This is a genomic window from Brevibacillus brevis (genome assembly GCF_900637055.1).
Taxonomy (GTDB): Bacteria; Bacillota; Bacilli; order Brevibacillales; family Brevibacillaceae; genus Brevibacillus; species Brevibacillus brevis.
In genome coordinates this window covers 645,305-663,342 of record NZ_LR134338.1, presented here as the reverse complement: position 1 = coordinate 663,342, position 18,038 = coordinate 645,305, and the positions used below count along the sequence as shown (strand labels likewise).

Genomic DNA, 18,038 nt, shown 5'->3' with positions numbered 1-18,038 from the left:
CCTACACCTCCCCTTCTGGATACATCATGTTTGTTAGTGGATAGTTCACCGCATGAAAACGAGTAGCCTCAGCAACCTGCACCGCTTCTCGGAAAATGCGTCCGTCCATATCGTCTTCAGGGTAGAACATTCCACAGATTGGATATTCAACCTCAATGAACCGAGTTGGAGCCGAAATAAGGATATCTTCACCTCTGCTGTTAACTGCCACCCTGCTACTGTTGACATGCAAAGGCCGTATCCACTCAAAATCCTTGGACAGTCCAACAGCATTAATTGGTTGTTCCGCTGAGAATTCGAAAACGATCTCCTTATTCGGGAAATCCTCTGTTACTTTTTCTAGCTCTCCAGCAGCTTGCCCCATCGCTTCTAGTACAGGTAAAGTAAATGGCGACCGAGCCCAATGCTTTCTTTGAATGTTTTTACGTCGCTCTTCAATGGACTGCAATTGCTTACTGCCAAAGTAGATCCAATCCCAAACATCCAGTCCCCAGGTTGCTGACCATGGGCTAAACTGTTGCAGGAGGTCCTCGCGCTGAGAATGGAAAGCATCTACTGCTGTACCCGCACCTTCCAAGTGGTATTCCGCCACTTCATTCTCATACCATTGCGGCGGCAGCATCCGCCGATAACGATCTGGAATCATGTTGTCACCACCACGGTTAACGTCGCCACAGAATCAGCAGGCACCGTCAAGTTCACATCCCCGTCATTTAAGGTGTAGCCTGTAAAGTCCGTCACGCCATCCACAAAAAAGAGCGCTCCGATCTGCTGGTATACGATCTGCGAACGCCCTTTTAAATAGGTTTGGATTTGCTTGATGATCTGTTCTTGAATCTTTGCCAAATCTGCATCTGGACGCATAGTCACTTTCACGTTGACGGCTACCGGAAACACTTTTGCGGGATGGATTTGGAGATCGTGCAGTGCTCGTCGTTTGTCTTCCAGCTTCGTCCGTACTTGTTGTGCCAGCTCAGGTGTAGCTGGCTGACCAGCCAAGTCCGTAATGTACACATCAATAGACAGATCGTGCCGCGCTTTCTCTACGGCGACTGCTCCCCCTACGCCCTCAACATTTCGGGTCCAGCGCTCATAGTCTTGCCTGCGTCCATCCCCTTCTTCTGTTCGGGCCCTATCTATCAACCTTTGTCTGTAGACATCGTCCTCTTCTGCCACATTCCTTTGCAGTCCAAAGAATACGCCAATTGCGTCCAAAAATTCTCCGTCCGCCCAAGGAAGGAATCTCTGGAGAAAGCCATATTCCAAAAGCTGCTGCTGATCGCTGATTTCCTCCGCAATCGGGTAGCCCAGATCGTAGTAGATTTCCCCTTCCTCCGTAGCAGGCGGCGTATCCCCGCGCTGCTCAGCCAATTTCGCCATTCTGTTCGCCATCCGTTGATAAATCTGGTCCGGCGTCTCCCGGAGTATCGGCATCTCCGGCTTCTCTAACGTTGCCATGCATCCACCTCCATTCTCGTCGAACCACGCATCCCGGCAATCTCCACATGTAAAATAACCCGATTCCCCTCAAAGCGGATATCGAGCACCTCCGCATGCTCAATCTCACTGTGCGCCTTCAACGCTTCTTGCACCTGTGCCTTAATCACGGACAAGGACAGCGCAGACCGCATTCGCCCCTTGTCAGACAAAAAATCTACACCATACCGCTCCGAGTAGATTGCATAGCGGAACCGCCGTGTATGGAGGATCTTTTTCACCGTCTCCTCCAAGTACTCCACGTAAGTCTTGGTGCGCAAATATCTGCCATCTGGTCCCTGCCGCAGCTGCTTCGTTTCCCAATCGAACCGATATGTCCATGGAATCGGCAATGCGGTTCCTTGCGCCAATATCTCTTCTGTTCCTTGCAACTGCGGAAACATTATTCCACCACCCCAAGCAGGAGGTATTGCTCGTTGTTGCACCGTAACAAAGCTACTTTTTTGCCCACATCCTCCGGCTTTAATTGGGCAGAACGTAGTGCCGACAGCTCATACGGTTCCAAAGGTGTCGGGTCCTCATCAAGTTTTACTGACAATGGAGACACTGACAAAAGCTTGCCGAACTCCCCTTTGGTGTTCTCGATACCGTCCTGTGCATGCCCTCTTAGTTTTGCGATAACCGAATGCATCTCTTACGTCCTCCTTTCCAATTGGAGATCCATTGTGTATTGACCGCCCTGCCAACGCGCTTGGCAGCTAGTGACGATCCAATCTGTGATAGTTTTGTTGTCTTTTTCCATGATTTTGATGAGCCAGCCCGCACGTAGCCTCGCAGCATTCTCATCCTCGTGCCTAACCGAAATGGAGCGTGTCTTGGGAATTTTGGACAACTCTGCAAGCTGCTTGGCTGCCAATCCAGCTACGTTTTTGTCCTCGCCTGCGTCGATGATTTTTTGCATGCGCCCGATTTGTTTGACCAGGCTATCGTTAGATTTCGTTGCACTGCTCACGACCCGATCATCCCGGTAGCGCTCTACTGTCACGACAGTGTAAGCATCCTCGATACTTTCTCCCGTTGAACTGCTTGCGAGTAAACTAGCCTTGAACATCGGGATGATGCTGTTTTTCCCCTCGGGCAGTACCGTCAACTTATCGCGCTGGTATTGCACGAAATAGCGGATGCCTGTCTTTTCATAAGCTTGCTCGGTCAGCGAAGTAAAGAGAGACGTGTATGATTGGGAAGAGATTCTCTCCTTGACCGTAAAACCGAAGGAAGGGCAGCTAAAATTGATACCTGCCGACTTGATGATTCGCGCTAGCTCTGTCCCTGCGTCTCCGTCCAGCTTGAGTCTGGAGACTTCGTTTTTTTGCAAATACCAGCCCAACTCGTATGCTGTAGCCGATAAATCGCCAGTCCGATCGTCTCGGTCAAAACGAACGAGTGGACCATGGAAAAGCTGTTGGGATTCTTTTAGCTCTGCACCTGCAAAGAGCATCAAAAAACCCGCCGATTGAAGCGGCGGGCCTTCCTTGATTCTCACATCGCAATTTTGCGCGATTTGTCCCCTGGCAGAGGACCAGGACAACTCGGTAACGGCTGGGGTCAGGTCATAGCGGGTCTGTTCTTTTCCGTAAATGACTTTCATTTCGTCTGCCCTCCGTTACATTCTGTTTTCTCTTTCTAGCTTTTCGTGAATCTCTCTTTTCCTGTCTTCCAACTTTTTGCTGTCTATCCGTGGGGCCGCTTGCTGCTTCTTCGTCTTCTTTGCTACCTTCCCGCTCGTGTTCGGACGAGCTGGCTGCTGTTTCGTAATGACCGCCCCCGGGGATAGAAGCTGTGTCTGATTGCTCCACGTAATGAATTCGTCTTTGACAAACAGCGGCAGCTCAATCGAGCCATGAAAATCGACGTTTTTTCCATGAAATTTGCCGTCACATGGCCCGATGAGCACATTCCACGCCAGATCAAGCTCCTCTATAGTCAAAAGTGCTTCAGAGCCCGTTAAGCGATCCAATCCAGCAAGCCACTGTCTGGGCCCTTGATAGCCCTGCACCTCGACATAGGGAGCCGTACTGTCTCCGGGTAAGATGAAGTCAAAGGAGATAGACTTTGGGCGTCTGGAAGAGATGCGGTTGCCGGACAATAATGTAATCGATGTTGTACTCTCGATATCATTGCCGTATCCGCGAAACTGGATTTCTGCGGGTGTGACCGGAAACGTCAGCCTGTATTTGCCTTGAAGTCGGATCATGTGGTTACCCCTCCCCTCGTCTCTAGTGCATCCAGCAGAGAACGTTCGATGATGTCTTTGATTCTCTGCGCGACAGATGGATCGCTGAGCATTTTCAACATGGTCGGGATATCCTGCAGTACACCTTGTACGTGTAATGGGACTGAAATTTGCGGAATGGTGATGGAGACGGGCTGTTTCGGCATGCTGCTGACAGGTGAACGATTGGGCATCGAAGCAACTGCTGGGATTAAGGGTTGTATACTAACCGATTGTGGAGGAGACGTGTCCTGCCACCATGATTTGACCCAATCATATAGGGCTCCACCTGCCATTGATCCACTGATATTGCCACCGACACCACCAGCCAAACCGCCGACGAATGAACCAGCTCCAGGTGTAACGAGTGAACCAAGGGCTGCTCCGGCGAGCATTCCCACTCTTCCTCCAGCCCAGCCACCGACGGTCTCCGCTCCAAAACGAGCGGCAACGTCAAGTTTGTTCTCCGATGTGAGAACTTCTTCGAGACTTGTTAAGGTTCCGAGGTAGGGCACCTTTTTCGGCCCGAAGTTAAACTTGTCCAGAGGCAAACGCTTGAACTGTTCCATAAATTTGTCTTTGAGTTTACTCGGGTGCAATTCTCCAAGCTTATTCATGAACCCATCCTTGAGTTGGTCGAATGACAAGCCTTTGAACTGCTCCACAAGCTTGTCTTTTCCCAACCACAATCCCTCAAGACCGAGGCCTTTCATGAGTCCATCTTTGAGCTTATTCGGGTGCAATTCTTCAAGCTTATTCATGAACTCACCCTTGAGTTTGTCTAATGACAAGCTATTAAACTGCTCCACAAGCTTGTCTTTACCCAACCACAATCCCCCAAGCCCAAGGCCCAACATGATCTTACCTGTCCGCCCACCTTTGAGCTTCCCCAAAGGAAAGCGTTTCATGAGCTGGTCTTTTAACTGATCTGCTAGCTGGTCTATAACCTCACTCGTACGTCGTTTCCTAGGAGTATTCTTGTTACGTCTATTTTTTGAAGAGGAACCTGATTTACGTTTACGGCTATTTCCCTGACAACAGCAACAGCAGCAGTTTTTTTCGCCAGTTGCTTCTTGAGGAAACTTTTCTATTGTTGTCCGAAGATCTTTGAATTTTTTCAGTTGAGATGTCGTATGGATGTTCAGAGCACTACCAAGGAGTAGTAATCCTCCGGCAAAAATCGCAGTACCTTTTATCGACTCGTCCAAAGAGTTGAATGAGCTCATTACTCCTTCAGCTGCTTTCGAAATCTCCGTATTTATCCCAGACATTTGTTCTGTGTACAGAGTCGCGATCTCCATGGCCTCGTTTCTTGCCATCGCTTGTGCCTGCCCAGGTTTGAAATAAACATCGTTCTGTGCAGACAGCTTATGTGCATTCACCGCTTCATTCCCGACTTTATATTCGTTTTGTTTTTCATATTCTGGTACAAAAACCCCTGTAGTTATATCCTTTACTTCTTTCAGACCTTTCGACAACTCATCTCCAGCATCGCCTGTCAACCCAGTGAATGCCTCTCGTTGTGTTGTCTCATCTTTTATGGAAGAAAAAGTCGTTATGAGTTTTGCGAGGGCGATATTAATTGTTTCTTTCTCCCCCGATGCGAAATCTCGATTCAGCTTTGCTATATCTTGGGCGGCCTTGGCCTTTGCATCCTTCTTATTTTGAGCCTTGTAATGCTTCTCAAGGATTACGGCGAGATCACCATTATCCGACATCTTCATTGCATTCTCATACAACGCACCATACGTTTTAAAATCATTCAAAAGCTTTCCTATTGAGACAAAAGTAGCGGCCATCTTTTCAGGCGTATTCAGCAATTTGCCATTCTGAAGGTTGAAGTGAGCCATGGATTCCACAAATTTTCCGGTCGCGGCTCCCCCTCCCTTGTTGCTTAAATACTGAACGGCATTTGACTGTCTAACAGTACTATCATGACCAGTAGAAAACTCAATGGAACTCATCATTTTCATGATCTCATCTTCCGTAAACCTCGTCGTGTATTTTAGCATGCCTGCTTTTTCTGCGTACTTTAAACCATTGGAAGCATGCACAAGTTCGGCTTTGGCGATGAGGCCGTATGCTTGATCTTTCTTTATATCCGGGTTGAGCTCACGTATTTTTATGGAAGTCTCTTCTACCTTCAGGAGTTGCTCATTACCTTTGCCACCAGCTTCAAAAAGTGTCTTTTCTCTTTCTGTCGCCTGAGCTTCTTGGGCAACCGAACTCAGCGTTGTTCCAAGAGCCTTTTCGATCATGGGAGTTAGTGAGCCCAGGAGTCCTTTTTCGAATTCGTCATATTTACCTACTATTCCGCTATAAGCATCAAACGTTTCCATCATTGTTCCTGCCATTCTTTCACCTCCTTGTCCTCCCAGATGTCTACACCCAGCAGAACCCGAAAAAAGCCGGGAGACCTACCCCCCAGCCCTTTCCTCGTCCTCCGCCTCAATCATCTGACAAGCAAAAATAAACAGCTTCTGCTTGTACAAATCGACTTCGTACTCGAGTAGATCCGACGGGCGGCCTCTGCCTTTTAGAAAAGCGCGGCAAATATGCCAGGCCTCGCCGTCAGATCGGATCAGTTTTTTGCTTCTTCAATGGCTTCTTCTTCCGTCTGGGTTGCATTGACTTCACGGACAGCATTGAGCAGCTTGGTGTAGCCTTCTGGATTGTCGCGGAAAATTTTCTCGACGAGCTCGTACTTGGTGCCGACCTTGTATGCTTTCTTCAGCTCTTCCTGGTTCCAAGGGAAATCGTACTCGGTGGCTTTCACCAGACGTGCATCGTTGTACAGGAACCAATCCGTTTTCTCGCCTTTGTCAGCCATGCGTTCGCAATCGCGCAGCTCGGACAAATTCAATTGACGAACCTTCCACTCGTCCCCGTCGATGGTTACGGTGATTTCTTTTCGCGGAGCTTGTTCATTGGCTTTGGCCAAAAATTTCTCGAGTTTGTTTTTGTTCATATGCAAGCACTCTCCTATTCGGTGTAGGTTGGCAATTCATCGAGGTAGTCCGGCTTTTCGATGGACATCCCTTTTAGGTCGTATGTCGCGTGATCGTTGCCGTCTGCTTTTGCTTCCCACAGCGTAATCTCGTCTGGGTTCAGCACGATATTCGAAATGCGGACGCGTTCGGAGTTGCCCGCTTCCTTGTCCAGCGTCTCGCCGATCAGGAATGGGAGGACTGGGGTCTTGCCTTGAGTCAATTGATCGACGCAGTAGTATTTCAGCGCAGCGTTGGTTGCGGTAATTTTCAATGTCACTTCTACATGCCAGTCGTTGACAGTCTGGATTTTTCCTTTTTGCAGGCGGTTCGTGTCGCCGTACTCCACCTTGAGGACCATTTTTCCTTCAAGGGTACCGAAGATCGGGTCTCCGTTTTCATCGTAAATTTGGCAGTTCTTCAGTTTAATATCACGTGCAATAGCCAATTACAGCACCTCCCAGTCAATGTCAAAGTATTCGATGGCATCAAGCGGCTTCGCAGACAAGAGGAAACCACGGCGATCCCCGATGCCGTTCTTTTGATCCGTAAACGTCCAGCCTTTATCAATTGCGCCTTGCTGCTCGCGGACGGTCATGTACGCATTGACGGCAGAGACAAACACCGCGCCGCCCAAATCGTTGTTGCCGAGCTTGCCTTTGTATTTCTTGCCGACTTGGCTGATATCATTGACGATCTGATCCAGCGTCATGCTGACACGGATTTTTCCGTAGTCCTCGCGCTCATGCGTACCCAGTACAGCCAGCGTATTGACGGCGCTCTCGATGATGTACACATCTCCGTCGCGGGTTGCGATCAGCGTACCAGAGCCCAGCGCACTCAAAATATCGGTGTGGCCCCAGTCCTTGAGCGCTTTTTTCAACGGAACGACGACGGCTGTCAGCGATTCATGCGCAGGTGTCGCGGCGATCATACCCGCTACCCATGCGGCCCACTCCAGGCTGCCATATACTTTCCCGTTGTTGTGTTGACCAGCAATAGCACTGTTCACGACAAAACGGGCATTTTGCGCCACAGATCGCTCGATGTGCTTCGCCATGTTCTCGTCATCCGCCGCCTTGCCGCCGATCACCAGCGTGCTGAGCTTCTTATTTTGCGCACGACGGTCGCTCATGAATTGTTTCGCTGCCGCTTGTACAGCCGCATCGTCAAAAGGCAGATACATCGTGTCAAAATCAGCGCCGGACACAGCCATGAACAGCTTAGTCGAGTCCGCAGAAGTGAGCGCTGCTGTACCGCTTGTCGCTCCTGTCAGCGCTGTATCTGGCACAATTGTAACGGCAGTCTCACCCAGCTTTTTCACACGCACATAATTGGATTGGCTCGTTTTCGCTGCCAGCTCATTCGCATCCGCAAACGAAAACTTCTCGGTTTGAAGCGGGCCTGTTACCTGGAGTTCCTTCTTGCCTGGCTCAGACGTTGAGGCAGTGATCGCAACCTTCAACTCGTTACCTACCAAACCTGGGTACAGAGCCTCGACTCTGATCGCATCGGCTTGCTCATACGCTGCTTTTGTGGCTGTGCCATTCGTCATGCGGTACGCGAGAATCGTCGCGCCACCTTCTGCTGCCAGCTCCACGGTATCGACCTTGCCAAATGTATGTGCAAGCCGCTCCTCAAAGCTCCCCAGCTTGACGAGCTCATCTGGCGCGCCCCACTCTGCTTGATACGGCACCAGTACGACACCGCTCTTCGGTACTACACGTTCTTTTGCTTTTGCGATCAGTTCTACCGTTACACCCGGACGTTCACGTTGAATGGTCATGCTTACACCCCGCCTTTGTATTTGGTCAGTCGGCTCTTCACTTGTCCTTCTGCCAGTTCTTGATTATCTGCTTCAGAAAAAAGAGCACCTGCTACCTCGAACCGTTCGGCTCCAAGATAGGCGGCGCTCTTGATCCACTCTTGTTTGGTTTGCACAAGCTCTGGGGCCTGTGCTTGTTGATCTTTTCGTGCCACTATGATCGGACCCCCTCTACATCAAATTCGTTGATTTTGTCTGTGGCTGCTCTCTGCACCGCCACGTTGTAGGTGAACTGGAACGCGATTTCCGTCCGGTCCTTTTTATCCCGCCAAATACGCAAGGTGGAGCTGTCGATCTCGATGGACAATCCAGACGTCCTGCCTTGATAGCTGAACTGCCTTTGGCGAAGAAGCTCACGCAGCGGCTCTGCTGAAAGCGGCTGGTAGACACCTGCTACCTTTGGATAGTGGAGGACGATGGCTGCTTCTGAGACCACTTGATAGGAAGTGAGGCTTCTTCCTTCTTCGCGGACCCCTTGCGTCAAAAGAAACGCGATAGGCGGCTGGAATCGCTGCGCCATCCAGTCGTCCACATTCACAACAATAGCCAGCCCTGGATACGCTTCATTCACCAGTTCAATGAGAACGGCTAGCTCTCGATCCATCCAGCTCCACCTCCCATGCTTGCGGTATTCTCTTCTGTCTTCGTCACATGTCTCTTCCCCCCACTACTTCCCTTCATTTGGCAAGGCATCCACGGCAAATGCCCGCCGAGCAGGGAGCGAGTAGCCTGTGGCTTTGAACTCGCAACATCGTGTGGCGCCAATCGCCATTTTCCCTGATCGCCGGACATTAGAGTCGGCGGTGTACATAAAAAGCCACCCGACAGCTTCATCGGATGGCTCGTATCTCTCTTACTTGTTTCGCTTGACTCAAGTATAACCGATTCGGAGAAAAAACCGGGAAAATGACCCGATGTGTCAGGAAGTGTCAACCTTTGTCAGCCTCTGCCATGCTTGCGAAAATGAAAAGAAGCTGTCATCATCAGACAGCTTCTCGTCTATTGAGCCAGGTTCTGTTTTTCATTATCCAGTCTGCTGAGCCTGATCGCCATACATCGCCCATGCCATTTTCATCACGGCACTGCGCTTGATTTCGTAATACCGCTGACGGGACACGCCGATTTCTTTTGCAATCAGATTGTTCTTGTCGCCATCCAGCAAAGCTTCGACTACCAATCGCTCCTGCTCACCCGGAATCGTCTCGACCGCTTTATTGATCCGCTCGATTTTATCCTGCAAATTTTGCAGCCTCTTCCATTTCCGCTCCCGGCGTACAACCTCCGCGTGCGTCTTATCTCCCGTAGTACCCTTTCCTTTTGGCATGCCTGCATCCAATCCGTACTGTGCGACCATTCCTTCCCCCGCCTCGCGCAAAAAACGCTGGATACGCACGATCTCGATCTGCATGTAATTGTAGTCGCGGATTTCTTCCTCGGCTTTTTGTAGAAAATCTACGATGGGTGCTTGCTCACTCAACCGGACTAAGCCTTCTTTTCTAGCGGATACTGTCTCTTGCTGCCCTTTTGCCTCTTGATCCCGCATGTACTTGTCCCACTCCGGGCAAGATTCGATTTTTCCTACGTGCTTATCATGAACCTGGCAATGTGATTTCTTTCCCCAGCACGTTGCCGGACACACCTCGCATACTGCTTCCATGAAAACATCTTTGCTGATCAAGGCACTATTCCCCCTCGGTCATATATATGAAGTCCGTATGATTGCTTATCGGTTTTCGTTGACTCTTGCGTCTTTTCTTAATCTTTGAGACAAACCGATCTGTCCGATAATGACTCCGATCAATAAGACAACTGCTCCGATTAATGCTGCTTCTATCATTTCGTACGTATCTCCTTTGCATCATCATTTTCTTGTATAATGAAAGGGGGCAAAGAGGATACTCACCAGTTGTATTCTTTGCCCCAAGCCTTCAATGGGGATTCCGATCGTCAGTCGGAGTCTCCTTTTTTTGTTCCAGTTGCTCTTTCTTTTTCTCTTTGTTTGCCTTTAATTGCAGGTTGAACAAGTTATTAATCCGAATCTGCAAATCTACCTGCTTAAACGTGACGATTAAAGCAAGGAAGCACACGACAACCGCGAGAACCTGAACGTAATCAATCGTCATCATAGCATCACTTCTCCACTGCGGATCGCTTCGAGCATTGCGGTTTTCATCTCTTGCATGCTCTCTTCGCGAGGTAGTTTGATAAAGGAAGCAAGATACTCCATGTCGGGAAGCAGAAAGTCGAGGATCGTCAGTACGGCCCGATTATCCCCTGACTGTGCTTTTTGGAGGGTCAGGCTGAACGAGTCAGCTTCTCGGCCAATTGGCGCAAATATTTGTTTTTGCATTTACTCACTCCTTGTCTGGTCATATTCAGTTTTTTGGCTACCTGTTCTTCCGTCATTCCATGTATGACGACATGCTTGATAATGATCCGGGCTTTTTCTGGGAGTTGCATCAACACCTCCTGAACATACAGTTCCGACAGGTTGTCCTCGATCGCTTCCGTTCCCCGCATCCCCTCTTTGATCACCGTCTCCCTGTACAAACGCTTCTTGGCGGCGTACTGCAATCGCCAAGCAATCCTTTTGAGCACTTTTCTGCAATGCTCTTTTAACTGCTCATCTGTCACATGCTTCACCTTCTGTCTTTTTCATCCGGAAATAGGAACACTCGTTCTCTTTGTAGTACAAGTATCTCATACTCGGAATCAAAGTTCAAGTTTTTTCCACTACATTTTTTGGAATGCCTACCTCTCAAAAAACATGAAAAAGGCACGATCCATAACCAAGATCGTGCCTACGTATATATATTCGATTGTCTTACAAAACGAACTCACCTTACATCCCGAAAGTACATAATTCTCATACTTTTTCATTTTCATCATTTGTACGTACGTAAGACCTTTCATGATGGGTTTATTGAACAGAAAACACAAAATATGATATAGTAAATAAAAATCCGTTGTAAAGTCATTTCTTCAAGAGTTCTGGATATAAATAAAACCGTAGGTGTTCCAGCACCTACGGTTGATCCAATAGACGTTCCCAAAAGGGATCGGCTCATAGGTTACAGCGTATAGACCGCCTGGCTCCCAAGCTCAAGGGCGGTCTACTTCTTTTTGAGGTATGTCAGTAAGGCAAGAATGAACATGCCAAACATGAACATAAGCGAAAGCGCCTGATATACCTCCATCAGCATCACCCCCCCATTGTTAGACATGAGTGAGTGAGCCGACCACCCTTGAGAAAGCCGATCTATTGAATTGCATTAATTTTACGAGAATTCCTAATTGAACACAATGTATACAGCCCCGTTATTATAAAATAAAAAAGCAAGCCCCCCTCGCATATCACAATAGAAGAGTTGGCTTGCTTTTCTATCTTTCGCACTCTTTTAATCCCAAATATTCGGACGTTCAACACCCATGCTTCTCATATAATCTAGCAGTTGACCGGTATGTACCGACTCATGATAGGCGATTCGCAGCAGCATGTCTCCAAGCGTGCGGACATAGCCTACATCGGATCGATCGATGCGGACACTCTCCAGGTCGCTCTTGGACAACCCTCTGACGAAGCGGAGAAATTCTTCTCGATACGGCATAGCAAAGGCCAAATCTTCATCTACAGTCGAAAACTCTTTGGTTTCATACGGATTGGGGATAGTAGACAGAGCGGCACTCCCCCGTTGGATCAAAAATCTGGTGATACAAAAACTCACCCTCGATGACATGGCGAATCATTTCCCCGCACGTGAACGCTTTATCGTCAGGCTTCCAGTTCAGCATTTCTTTAGGAATTGCCCTCCAAACTTTGATGCTTCTACGTCTTACTTCCTCAAAGTTTAAGATTAAGAGATCATTTTCGTTCATGTCATTCTCCCCTCTCCGTTAGCTCGTCCTAGTTTTTTTGATAGAGATCACATGTCGCTACGTGATCATTAACCATGCCGACTGCTTGCATAAAGGCGTAGCAAATTGTTGAACCGACAAACGTAAAACCGCGCTTTTTCAGGTCCTTGCTCATCTTGTCGCTGATTTCGGTAGAAGCAGGCACATCCTTCATTTCCTGAAAATGATTATGGATCGGCTTCCCGCCTACAAACGACCAAATATAGCTGCTAAAGGACCCAAACTCCTCCACAACCCGCAAATACGCGTGGGCGTTCTTCACGACACCGCGAATCTTCAGCCTGTTTCGAACAATGCCTTCGTCTGTCAGCAATTGCTCGATCTTGGCTTCATCGTATTGAACGATTTTCTCCGCTTCAAAGTTATCAAACGCTCTTCGATAATTTTCCCGCTTCTTCAAGATCGTGTACCAGCTCAGTCCGGCTTGAGCCCCTTCCAAATTCAAATATTCAAAGAGCAAGCGATCCTCATAGACAGGAACTCCCCACTCGTGATCGTGATAATCCATATAGATAGGGTCTTGATTCACCCAGCCGCACCGATTCATGGAAAGAAACCTCCTCTACATAATACGAACATATATTCTTATATAAAGAATATACAATCATTGGGTATTCTGCAAGTTTTTCTTTACAAAAAAAGACCTCATCAACCTGAGGTCTCCATGCAATCAAGCAGTTAAAATAATTGGCTTCCCCTTCGTTATAACGATGGTGTGCTCGTATTGAGCTACGTAACTCTTATCAGGCGTAATGATCGCCCAACCGTCCCTGCCATCCTCCACAAATTCCGTCCCCGTTGAAATAAATGTTTCGACTGCCAACACGAGACCTTCTGTGAGCAAACGCCTATCCTTCTTATCATAGTAATTCAAAATGTAAGCAGGCTCTTCATGCAAGCTTTTGCCGATGCCATGTCCCGTAAGGTTTTTGACCACTGTAAAGCCTTTTTTCCTGGCCTCCTGGTGGACAATGCGACCAATCTGGCTTAGCTTTGATCCCGCCTTTGCTGCATCCAATGCCTTGTACAGCGACTCCTCGGCGCATTGGCATAAGGATTGCTTCTCAGGCTCGCCTCCCCCTACCACGATAGAAGCACCTGTATCGGCAAAATATCCATCCAGCTCTGCCGAGACATCAATATTGATGATATCGCCATTTTGCAGAACTGTATCATCAGGGATGCCGTGCGCAACAATGTGATTGACACTGATGCACGTATGCCCAGGAAAATCATATGTGATATTCGGTGCAGACCGCGCTCCGTACTTTGCCAAGATCTCTCCGCCAATCCGGTCGAGTTCTTTTGTTGTCACGCCTGCCCGCACTGCTTTTATCATCGCCTCTCTTGCTTCTGCCACAATGCTACCGATCCGCTTCAAACAGATCAAATCATGTTCATTTTGAATCGACATGTGTTTCCCTCCTTTTCGCATTTACCAGTATTTACCCGATCCGTTTCTTCATTTGAACATTTTTCTTCGCCAATCGCAACCTGCAGAAAAACAAAGAACCCCAGAAGCATCCTCTGCGGCTCTTATCTTACGAAACTAGGCTAGATTCAGTGCATATATTCCTTGCGATGCGGTCGACTGCTTTTGAATAAACCCGATGGAGATTCGGTTAAATTCTTCCGGCTGATCGACATTGACGACATGGCCGCAGTCAGCGACTAGACTCAACTGTGCAAATTGTCTTTTTTTCACACGCATCTGGACGAACGGCAAAAACATATGGTCTTCGTCACCCATAATGAACAAGGTAGGGATGGGAGACTCTTTATCAAAGAGGGTTCCTAGGAAGCGATTAATGCCTTTTGTCAGCTTGAACCATCTCTTGAATTCTTTTTGACAAAGCTTTTTGGCTTCGCGGATAAACAAGGACCGCGATTCTTTATGACGCTTACTCGGCATGATCACCCAGGCAAACAGTCGATACAGCCACATGTACGGGATGAAATGTTTGACCATATTCCCCAGCGTGATCAGCACCCGCGACCGCACGTTCATGTGCGTCACAGCTCCTGCCAACACCATAGAGCGCATTCTCTCTGGGGCCTGCTCCGAAATAATCTGCACAATGATCGTCCCCAAGGAAATCCCCACAAAATGGGTGGAAGTGATTTTTAAATGATCCAAAACCTCTATGATATCTCTGCTGACATCATCAAAGGTGTATGTTTTGAACAGCTTGCCTGGGATGTTCTTCGATTTTCCGTGACCACGCATATCTACTAGAAGAACATTGAATTTCTCTTTGTATGCCTTAAGTTGTTTATACCAAATCGATGAGCTGCCCCCTGCCCCATGGACAAAAGTCACCCATTCGCAATCTTCACCACGTATGTATGTCTTATAATGGATCACTTATATATCCCCCCACCAGTATTATATAGGAGGGCTGTCCCAGGTGAAAGGATTACCATAATATTGAAATTTTTGTGTACATAAAGGCATATCGTTTCACCCCAGTCTCTCAACCAAAAACCAAACGACATTTGAAATGAGTAAAGACTGTCCGATTCCAAAACTGAACCCTGTGAAAAATCGCAGCATGTTATTGCTTGTCCGCCACTTCCATTGTTGGGTAAAGCCATCAATCAGCATCGGCAATAACAGGAATCCAATCAAATAGTAAGAGGTCACGATATGCATCCCTGCAAAAACAGGCGCCAGCAGGTATCCAGCCAATATCGAAACACATCTGGCACATAGCGGCATTTTTTTACCCGCTATATAAAAGGAACGTTCTGGGCGCCGATGACATGGTATCCACTGCAAATTGATCTTCATCAGCTCCCTCAATGTGAGCAATCTGGCTTGCAATCGCAATCGGGTGTATCGCAATCTGGAACCGGACAATCAGCTGGAATATAGTTGCAATCTAACGAACAACTTTTACGCTTCTTACGATAGAAGATGATCATGCAAATAAAAAGAAGAAGACCTACACCAATCAAGACTCCCCCCGTTACATAATCCCCTTCATACAAGAATACGCCTCCCGCAATCCATGCGATCATGCAAAACGTTAATCCAACAAAAAACAGAAACATCCTCTCCCTTCTTTTCTTTCTACGTTAAAGAGTATCCGCCGTTTCACTGTGCTGGATGATCGCAAGCAAAATCATCTACCTGGCAGGCTTGTCATTGCGTCGAAATATTTATAGCGCTCTGTACATGTGTATATGAGCTGATAGATTGGGATCGGAACAGGGGCTTTTTCCCTTCTACTTTTATCTCTGTCCTCCACTTGCACATATTCCAGTTCAATGTGAAACAGACGTAAGAAACTCTCCGCTGCCCTCCGAGTAGACACAACAGAGGAGGGATCGGGAATCTCCTTATTTTTGCGAGCATCGTGCTTGTAAAAACCCGTTACCTGGCCTGTCCAAGGATTGACTTTTACTGAGTAGACTCGATTTGTAAGTACGATCCCTTGTCGGCGCTCATAGAAATAATAGGTATTTCCGGTACCACGTAAAGAACACAGTTCATAATAGTGAAGCTCGGTAATTCCCTGCTCGATGTATTTCTCCAAAAACCTCTTTCCAATTTGCAACGCATCGTGCTCCGAAAGCCGTGGCGCTATATATTTCATTTTTTGATTAACCGTAAAGGAAAGCAGCTCGTTGGTCGTTCGATTGAGTGTAACCCATACAACGTCAGGATCGTAAACGGTTTCAGCGTCCTCATCTTCTGGTAATGGCCAGAAATAATGGATAGTAGAAGGCCAACCAGGTTCCCGCGCTTCGGCAACGAATCTGAAATATCCGGTCATCGGATTGAAAGTTTCCCCATCCTCATTCGGAGTCACAAGCGTTTTTCTTTTCATCCCTGTGTGAGTCAAATCTATTTGAAAATGTTCCTTTACCCATTGCTCGATCTCCTGCAAATTTGGGAAAACAAGGGATTCTCCTTGGGCCATGATTGGGATGACCTCTGAGTATTTTTTTATAATTCGTCTTTTCCCTATGACCGTCTTTGCTATTTGGCCTGTCTTTGCATGAATGACGACATCGTCCAGCGGTGCCTCATCAGGGATATACTTGAGCTTCCCTTCCTCCTGTTCATCGCATATGAGCATCATGTTTTTCTCCAATAAAGCAAGGTACGCTTGTTTCGCCTCCTCCTTCGTTATCACTTCTGGCTTGGGAGGCTTATTTTTGCGATCAAAATCGTGAAATCCGTGGTATCGGATGTCTACCAAATTTCCAGACTCGTCTAAAGCGATTCTCAAAGACACACCTGAATGCGGAATCCCATGAAAAAAATAACGATAGTACAGCTCCCATTGTTTTCCATCTTTATACTCTCTCAACTTTGCTAAATGGTCTCTTACCATTTCGTTCAGATGATCTCCGTATAATTTTTCCGCTACTTCTATGGCCCGCTCCGTCGCTGACTCGGCATCGATTGGTTCGCCAGAAGGAAACCATTCTCGATCTTTTTTATCCAAGTCGAAATCAATCATATATCCCGTCTCTTTGTCTATCTCCAGTTCTGTACGGTTATGACCTACTCTTATCTCACAAGTTATCCACTTATCGTCCATATTGATTTGCAGATGAGACATTTCACGCAAACCAGGAAGCATAGCAAACCATTTCTCCATCGTCTCTCGAACCGCTTCTGTCGGATATGTAATCATCAATTTCCCTCCCGAACGAAAAAACCGTCAATGCAGACACTGACGGCTTTCTCTATTTAAATGCTAAATCCTAATCATCATCACCATCATCCAGATCATCGTCGTCGGTGTCATTCGTGTTCGTGTCATCACTTGTAGATGCATCTGCCGGAGCGCTGCCATTTTTATCGGCTGGTGTCTGGTCATCATCGTCATCATCATCATCGGTAGAGCTATTGTCGATGGTGGTAGTCGAGAGCACTTTTCCGGTAATGGCATGTATGCGTACATCTACCGTTTGGGAGTCTTTTTTCGTGATCACTCGATAGACTGCTCCACTCTTTGTTTCGATTAAATCAACATCATCGATCTTGCCGCCACTTGTTCTTTCCGTCGCAATCTGTTTCGCTTGCTGTTCCGTAATTTTTGTCTGTGGCTGCGCTGGTGGATTTGAGCTTTGATTCGGCTTCGACTGCTGCTGTGTTTGTGTCTGGGTTGAAGTAGCAGGCTGTTGTTTGCCTGGCGCAACAGTCCCCATCATTCCCGCTCCTGCTGGTTTTGTCGCGTTGCCTGAAGCATCCTTCCCGCTGCCGTTCGGTTGCGCTGTGCTGGCTGTCGGATTTGAACCCGGCTGCGTTGAATTCGTCGCCGTTTCATTTGCCTTCGGCTGCGCAGTGGCTGCGACCAAGGAGAGCTCTTTCAAATCAATAATTTCGCCCGTCTGTGCATTCACCATCACACTATACGTTCCGCGCTCATTGAGGAGTTGGAGATTGTAGATGCTGTTTTCTCCTACGTCCGTCATGGAAATCGATTCAATCTTCCCCGGGTAGCGGGCCGTCACGATCTGTTTGACTTCCTCCGCTGACAATGACTGCAAATCCATGCTCGCGAAGATCCGTTGCATGCCAAATGCCGTCGTGACCAACAGAAAGCTCGCCAGCAGCCCTATTTTCCATTTTTTATTCATACGT

Annotated in this window: 24 protein-coding genes and 1 pseudogene; all 25 read right to left on the bottom strand. The window is 47.8% G+C overall.

Features of this window, described 5'->3' with window-relative positions; all coding sequences use genetic code 11:
• Window position 1: 1 nt before the first annotated feature.
• Window positions 2-646, bottom strand: a complete 645-nt coding sequence (locus EL268_RS03580; protein WP_106657196.1) for a putative phage tail protein — start codon at window positions 644-646, stop codon at window positions 2-4.
• Complete coding sequence (locus tag EL268_RS03575; protein ID WP_106657195.1) at window positions 643-1,458, bottom strand: baseplate J/gp47 family protein; 816 nt, start codon at window positions 1,456-1,458, stop codon at window positions 643-645. The genes EL268_RS03580 and EL268_RS03575 overlap by 4 nt, the downstream gene beginning before the upstream one ends.
• The gene (locus EL268_RS03570) at window positions 1,446-1,880 is read right to left on the bottom strand and encodes a DUF2634 domain-containing protein (protein ID WP_106657194.1); all 435 of its coding nucleotides are present in this window, start codon (window positions 1,878-1,880) and stop codon (window positions 1,446-1,448) included. The genes EL268_RS03575 and EL268_RS03570 overlap by 13 nt, the downstream gene beginning before the upstream one ends.
• Window positions 1,880-2,128 (bottom strand): hypothetical protein, encoded by a 249-nt coding sequence (locus EL268_RS03565; protein ID WP_106657193.1) that lies wholly within the window; start codon window positions 2,126-2,128, stop codon window positions 1,880-1,882. Before EL268_RS03565 ends, EL268_RS03570 begins: the two co-directional genes overlap by 1 nt.
• A gap of 3 nt (window positions 2,129-2,131) precedes the next feature.
• Window positions 2,132-3,085: an XkdQ/YqbQ family protein gene (locus EL268_RS03560; RefSeq protein WP_106657192.1), complete on the bottom strand. Its 954-nt coding sequence runs from the start codon at window positions 3,083-3,085 to the stop codon at window positions 2,132-2,134.
• A 15-nt stretch (window positions 3,086-3,100) separates the two neighbouring features.
• Entirely contained in the window at window positions 3,101-3,691 is a 591-nt protein-coding gene (locus EL268_RS03555; protein ID WP_106657191.1) for a hypothetical protein, read from the bottom strand.
• Entirely contained in the window at window positions 3,688-6,063 is a 2,376-nt protein-coding gene (locus EL268_RS03550; RefSeq protein WP_106657190.1) for a hypothetical protein, read from the bottom strand. Before EL268_RS03550 ends, EL268_RS03555 begins: the two co-directional genes overlap by 4 nt.
• A 227-nt stretch (window positions 6,064-6,290) precedes the next feature.
• Window positions 6,291-6,677 carry a phage tail assembly chaperone gene (locus EL268_RS03545; RefSeq protein ID WP_106657189.1) on the bottom strand — a complete coding sequence of 129 codons (387 nt, stop codon included), beginning with the start codon at window positions 6,675-6,677 and terminating at the stop codon, window positions 6,291-6,293.
• Window positions 6,678-6,691: 14 nt separating this feature from the next.
• A complete protein-coding gene (locus EL268_RS03540) occupies window positions 6,692-7,144 on the bottom strand; it encodes a hypothetical protein (protein WP_007723453.1) in 453 nt (150 codons plus the stop codon).
• Window positions 7,145-8,482 carry a phage tail sheath subtilisin-like domain-containing protein gene (locus tag EL268_RS03535; RefSeq protein ID WP_106657188.1) on the bottom strand — a complete coding sequence of 446 codons (1,338 nt, stop codon included), beginning with the start codon at window positions 8,480-8,482 and terminating at the stop codon, window positions 7,145-7,147.
• Window positions 8,483-8,484: 2 nt separating this feature from the next.
• The gene (locus EL268_RS03530; protein ID WP_106657187.1) at window positions 8,485-8,676 is read right to left on the bottom strand and encodes a hypothetical protein; all 192 of its coding nucleotides are present in this window, start codon (window positions 8,674-8,676) and stop codon (window positions 8,485-8,487) included.
• Window positions 8,676-9,125 carry a hypothetical protein gene (locus tag EL268_RS03525; protein ID WP_106657186.1) on the bottom strand — a complete coding sequence of 150 codons (450 nt, stop codon included), beginning with the start codon at window positions 9,123-9,125 and terminating at the stop codon, window positions 8,676-8,678. Before EL268_RS03525 ends, EL268_RS03530 begins: the two co-directional genes overlap by 1 nt.
• Window positions 9,110-9,355, bottom strand: a complete 246-nt coding sequence (locus EL268_RS03520; RefSeq protein WP_115984484.1) for a hypothetical protein — start codon at window positions 9,353-9,355, stop codon at window positions 9,110-9,112. Before EL268_RS03520 ends, EL268_RS03525 begins: the two co-directional genes overlap by 16 nt.
• 190 nt (window positions 9,356-9,545) lie before the next feature.
• Complete coding sequence (locus EL268_RS03515; RefSeq protein ID WP_106657184.1) at window positions 9,546-10,199, bottom strand: hypothetical protein; 654 nt, start codon at window positions 10,197-10,199, stop codon at window positions 9,546-9,548.
• A gap of 250 nt (window positions 10,200-10,449) precedes the next feature.
• The gene (locus EL268_RS03510) at window positions 10,450-10,647 is read right to left on the bottom strand and encodes a hypothetical protein (protein ID WP_017251814.1); all 198 of its coding nucleotides are present in this window, start codon (window positions 10,645-10,647) and stop codon (window positions 10,450-10,452) included.
• Entirely contained in the window at window positions 10,644-10,871 is a 228-nt protein-coding gene (locus tag EL268_RS03505; protein WP_017251813.1) for a hypothetical protein, read from the bottom strand. The genes EL268_RS03510 and EL268_RS03505 overlap by 4 nt, the downstream gene beginning before the upstream one ends.
• Window positions 10,817-11,155: a sigma factor-like helix-turn-helix DNA-binding protein gene (locus EL268_RS03500; RefSeq protein WP_106657183.1), complete on the bottom strand. Its 339-nt coding sequence runs from the start codon at window positions 11,153-11,155 to the stop codon at window positions 10,817-10,819. The genes EL268_RS03505 and EL268_RS03500 overlap by 55 nt, the downstream gene beginning before the upstream one ends.
• 479 nt (window positions 11,156-11,634) lie before the next feature.
• Window positions 11,635-11,685, bottom strand: coding sequence for a putative holin-like toxin (locus EL268_RS33185; RefSeq protein WP_231504337.1), 51 nt, complete (start codon window positions 11,683-11,685; stop codon window positions 11,635-11,637).
• A 234-nt stretch (window positions 11,686-11,919) separates the two neighbouring features.
• Window positions 11,920-12,397 (bottom strand): annotated as a pseudogene (locus tag EL268_RS03495) (DinB family protein).
• A gap of 28 nt (window positions 12,398-12,425) precedes the next feature.
• Window positions 12,426-12,983, bottom strand: a complete 558-nt coding sequence (locus tag EL268_RS03490) for a DNA-3-methyladenine glycosylase I (protein ID WP_069851832.1) — start codon at window positions 12,981-12,983, stop codon at window positions 12,426-12,428.
• Between the two features lie 123 nt (window positions 12,984-13,106).
• Entirely contained in the window at window positions 13,107-13,850 is a 744-nt protein-coding gene (gene map, locus EL268_RS03485; protein ID WP_106657182.1) for a type I methionyl aminopeptidase, read from the bottom strand.
• 135 nt (window positions 13,851-13,985) lie between these two features.
• A complete protein-coding gene (locus EL268_RS03480; RefSeq protein ID WP_106657181.1) occupies window positions 13,986-14,801 on the bottom strand; it encodes an alpha/beta fold hydrolase in 816 nt (271 codons plus the stop codon).
• Between the two features lie 96 nt (window positions 14,802-14,897).
• Window positions 14,898-15,227, bottom strand: a complete 330-nt coding sequence (locus EL268_RS03475; RefSeq protein ID WP_106657180.1) for a DUF2085 domain-containing protein — start codon at window positions 15,225-15,227, stop codon at window positions 14,898-14,900.
• A gap of 334 nt (window positions 15,228-15,561) precedes the next feature.
• Window positions 15,562-17,085 (bottom strand): YcdB/YcdC domain-containing protein, encoded by a 1,524-nt coding sequence (locus EL268_RS03465; protein WP_106657178.1) that lies wholly within the window; start codon window positions 17,083-17,085, stop codon window positions 15,562-15,564.
• A 70-nt stretch (window positions 17,086-17,155) separates the two neighbouring features.
• Window positions 17,156-18,034, bottom strand: a complete 879-nt coding sequence (locus tag EL268_RS03460; protein ID WP_106657177.1) for a PepSY domain-containing protein — start codon at window positions 18,032-18,034, stop codon at window positions 17,156-17,158.
• Window positions 18,035-18,038: the final 4 nt, after the last annotated feature.